At 43.5% G+C, this 3,726-nt stretch carries 1 protein-coding gene; it reads right to left on the bottom strand.

The window, feature by feature from the left end:
- On the bottom strand, nt 1–3,581 hold a 3,581-nt coding region (locus tag H5993_RS08920), incomplete at its 3' end, for a mucin-binding protein (protein ID WP_204777092.1).
- Nucleotides 3,582–3,726 lie beyond the last annotated feature (145 nt).

Here is a 3,726-nt window from a genome sequence, read left to right as displayed (position 1 = left end):
GTTTGGGTAGCGTCCCGGGTGACGTCCGTTTGATCCTTAGTGTACTTTGGTCCGTTTGGATCATTAGGATTGATTGGTTGACCAGGTGTTTGAGGGTTGGATGGCGTTACCGTTGTAGTGCCATGCTTGAGGACAACGGTGTAGGTCTTGCCGTTGTTGGAATCGCTAAATTCTGAACCGGCTTTACCAGTAAAGCCATCTGATACTAAGACGTAGCCCTTGTCTTCCAATGACTTGATCGTGTCAGCAGTCGTGTAGGTGATCTGGTCGCCATACTTGCCGCTTTCAGAGTCGGTCTTCAAAACTGCACCATCATCGCTTTGGTCAACGTAGACAACCTTGAATGAACTCTTATCCTCAGTTGGCGTAGTTGGGTTCTTGGTGTAAGGAACATTAGTGTTCTTGCCTGGTTTTTCTGGCGTTACCGTTGGCGTTTCCGGCGTGTAGCCAGGAATATCAGGCACTGGTTCGTCTGGCACTACCTTGGTTGGGTCGGTTGGATCCGTTGGGTAAGTTGGCGTTGGCGCATCCGGAATCTTGTTACCATTAGGATCAACTGGAATAATCTTGCCGTTAGCAGCATACGTTACCGTATCCTCAACATTAGGATTTTCAGGCGTGGCCGTCAAACCACCCGCTACCTTCTTGTCGGCATGGTAACCGTCAACGACTGGGGTATCCTTTGTTCCGTAAGTCAAGCTTTCACCAGTGGTCGTCTTACCATTAACCGTGTAAGTCCAAGGAGTGGATGAGATCGTTTTCCCGGTTACCTTGTCAATCGTGACGGTCCGATCAAACTCACCCGTTTGGACATCCTTAGCCGGCGTCTTGTCGCCAGCGCCAGTGTAAGTAATGGTTTGCGTTGAAGGGACCTTAACCTTAGTTTGGTCTTCAGTGTACTTAGGCCCATCTGGATCCTTAGGATTAATTGGCGTATTAGGGTTCTTTGGATTATCCGGCGTTACCGTCGTTGTGCCATGCTTTAGGTAAACATTGAAAGTTTGTAAAGTCTTGTCATCATTATCATAAACATCCTTAGTTGGATATTCAGACTTATCAAGGACATACCCTTTATCCAGATAACTTTGCAGTTTGGCATCATAACCACTATAAATAATGGTTTCGCCAATCTTACCAGTCAAGCCACCAGACGTGCCAATTTGAGTTGGTACTTTCTTACCTTGAGCATTGACATAGTCTTCATCAATAAAGTTTACGATTGCGGCCGGACTTGTATAGTAAACTACCGGCGTATCTTTGCCTGGATCACTTGGAGTTACTGTTGGTACTTCTGGTGTGTAGCCTGGAATGTCCGGTACCGGTTCGTCAGGCGTTACCTTGGTTGGATCCGTTGGATCAGTCGGATACGTTGGATTTGGCACATCTGGAATCTTATTACCATTAGGATCAACAGGAATAATCTTGCCGTTAGCTGCATACGTTACCGTATCACTTGCATTTGGATTATCTGGCGTTGCCGTCAAACCGCCAGCTACCTTCTTGTCTGCATGGTAGTCAGCAACAGGTGGTGAAGTTACTTGATCAAAGGTCTTGGAGCCAGTCCAAGGAGTAGTCGAAATGGTCTTGCCAGTTACCTTGTCGATCGTCACAGTTCTCGTGAAGGCGTCCTTTTGCGTTTGAACGTTATCGCTAGGCGTCTTGTCACCAGCACCAGTGTAGTGAATGGTTTGACTAGCGTCCCGGGTTACATCAGTTTGATCCTTAGTGTACTTCGGACTGTCCGGATCATTAGGATTGATTGGCGTATCTGGCTTTTGTGGGTTGTCCGGCGTTATCGTAGTTGTTGCGTGGCCATAGTAAACCTTCACATCACTGTTTTCGGTATTGCCGTCAACCGTTACCGCTGCAACAGAAGCTTTATCGGGAGCGGTGTAGCCATAGTTAGTCAAGTCCGGTGATACAACCTTGTCCCAGCTACCTGATGCAACTGTCCAATCGCCGTAGGTAACTTTACCAGTCGTCTTGTTAGTTGACTTAGTCCGGGTCAAAGTTACGTCTTGTTCAACCGGTTTAGCTAAATTGCTTGGAATAGCTTCGCCAGTCGTCTTATCAATGTACTTGATGGTCCGTTTAACAGTCTTTGATTCAGTCGTAGTTTCGACATCATCAGGATTCTTCTTATACAGGAAGGTCACATCATTTTCACCTTGAAGCGAAGGGTTCGCCAAATCAATGTAACCACCATCCGGTAACATAATTCTTACCGGGTTCATGGAATCCATTTCATCCGTATGATAAATCAATCCATCTACGTAAGTTTCAAGTTTGAATTTGCCAACGCCTTCGGTATTCTTTCCTTCATAAGTATAGGTTGTGTAGACATCATAGCTATTCTTACTTAGTTGTGAAAAGCCAAAATGTTCATCCCACTGTTGACCAACTGTGGCATCATTATAATTTGAAATATGGCCAGTTGTATTATTTTTTACCCCAACATAGGTATAACCATCAATCTTTGGTGGATTAGTAACATCGTACGAATTTCCAGTCATCATTGCGATTTCGGTGCTACTAATAATTTCTTGACCCGTAGTTTGATCCTGATAATGGACAACGAGTGGCCCTAAAATTGGGATGAATTCAGAAACTGAATTGTACCAAGGTTGTTCATTATCAGCATATTTATTATAGAGAGAATAAAGAACGTTGTAGTGCTTATAGTAACTACCACTTGTTTGATTAACATTTAAGAATGAAATTGTCCGTCCAGAATTATAGAAACGGTCCCCATCATTACCGGCTAATTGAACAAATTGTCCCTTTTCAACGGTAGTCATCTGCTTGCTCCGTGAATCAAAGAGATAAACGGTTCCAGTTTGGGTCGAAGAACCATCGGCCTTAACAGCCACATAATAATCATGCCGATAACCAACAGCGGTCCATTCGTGGACTTCTTCAAAAATCCAGTAATCATTTGAAATCCAATCTACTTGTGGATAGTCAGTCGGTTTAGTAATATTAATCTCCGCATTAGAGTTATCCTTTTCCGGTAACGTAAAAGTTGTATCCTGGTATGAAGGAGTAATTACATTCGGCGTATTGGCACTTGATGATACCGCTAGATTAGTCGTCAAGTTAGCTGTGGCATTAGCTTGATCACTAGTTAAATCAGCGACATTAAGGTTAGTTGTGCTAGTTTGGCTCGCTGAGCTAGCTTGTTTAGTACTACTATTTGCATTTTGGCTAGTCGCATTGGCTGAGCTCGTGGCTTGACTTGTTACGGTAGCCGAACTATTGTTGCTAGCAACTGTAGCTGATGAGTTAGCAGTTGAAGCAGCTGGGCTATTCGCTGTTGAAGTTGTACTTGAACCTCCTTGACTGGTCTTCAAAATAGCTGTAGAACCACTGGTACTTGCTGTTCCGGCAGTAATTTCTGTTTCTGAAGTTGTACTGTCTGCAGGATTTGATGCAGCTTCAGCTTTTGTTGCGTTAGTCCCAGCATAAATTGATACTGAAACTAAAACTGAAGTAAGTCCTAAAGATAATTTCCGCAAAGCCCAATGCTGGTGTTGATCAACATGTAAGTTTTGGTACATCTGCCGATTATTTTTTCCTAGCATATTTATCTCCTATCTATCTATAAACCAAAACAAACATATTCAATGATTTATCATCGCCTTAATAATAGTGTAGAGGGCGGTTGTAAAATGTAGGAAAACGGCGGAATAAAATTGTCGTTTTTCCTGCATTTTTTGTATACTCACT

Origin of the sequence: Limosilactobacillus alvi, assembly GCF_016900115.1 — a bacterium.
Classification (GTDB): Bacteria; Bacillota; Bacilli; order Lactobacillales; family Lactobacillaceae; genus Limosilactobacillus; species Limosilactobacillus alvi.
The sequence above is the reverse complement of the archived record's forward strand: the minus strand, read 5'-3'. Positions and strand labels throughout refer to the sequence as shown.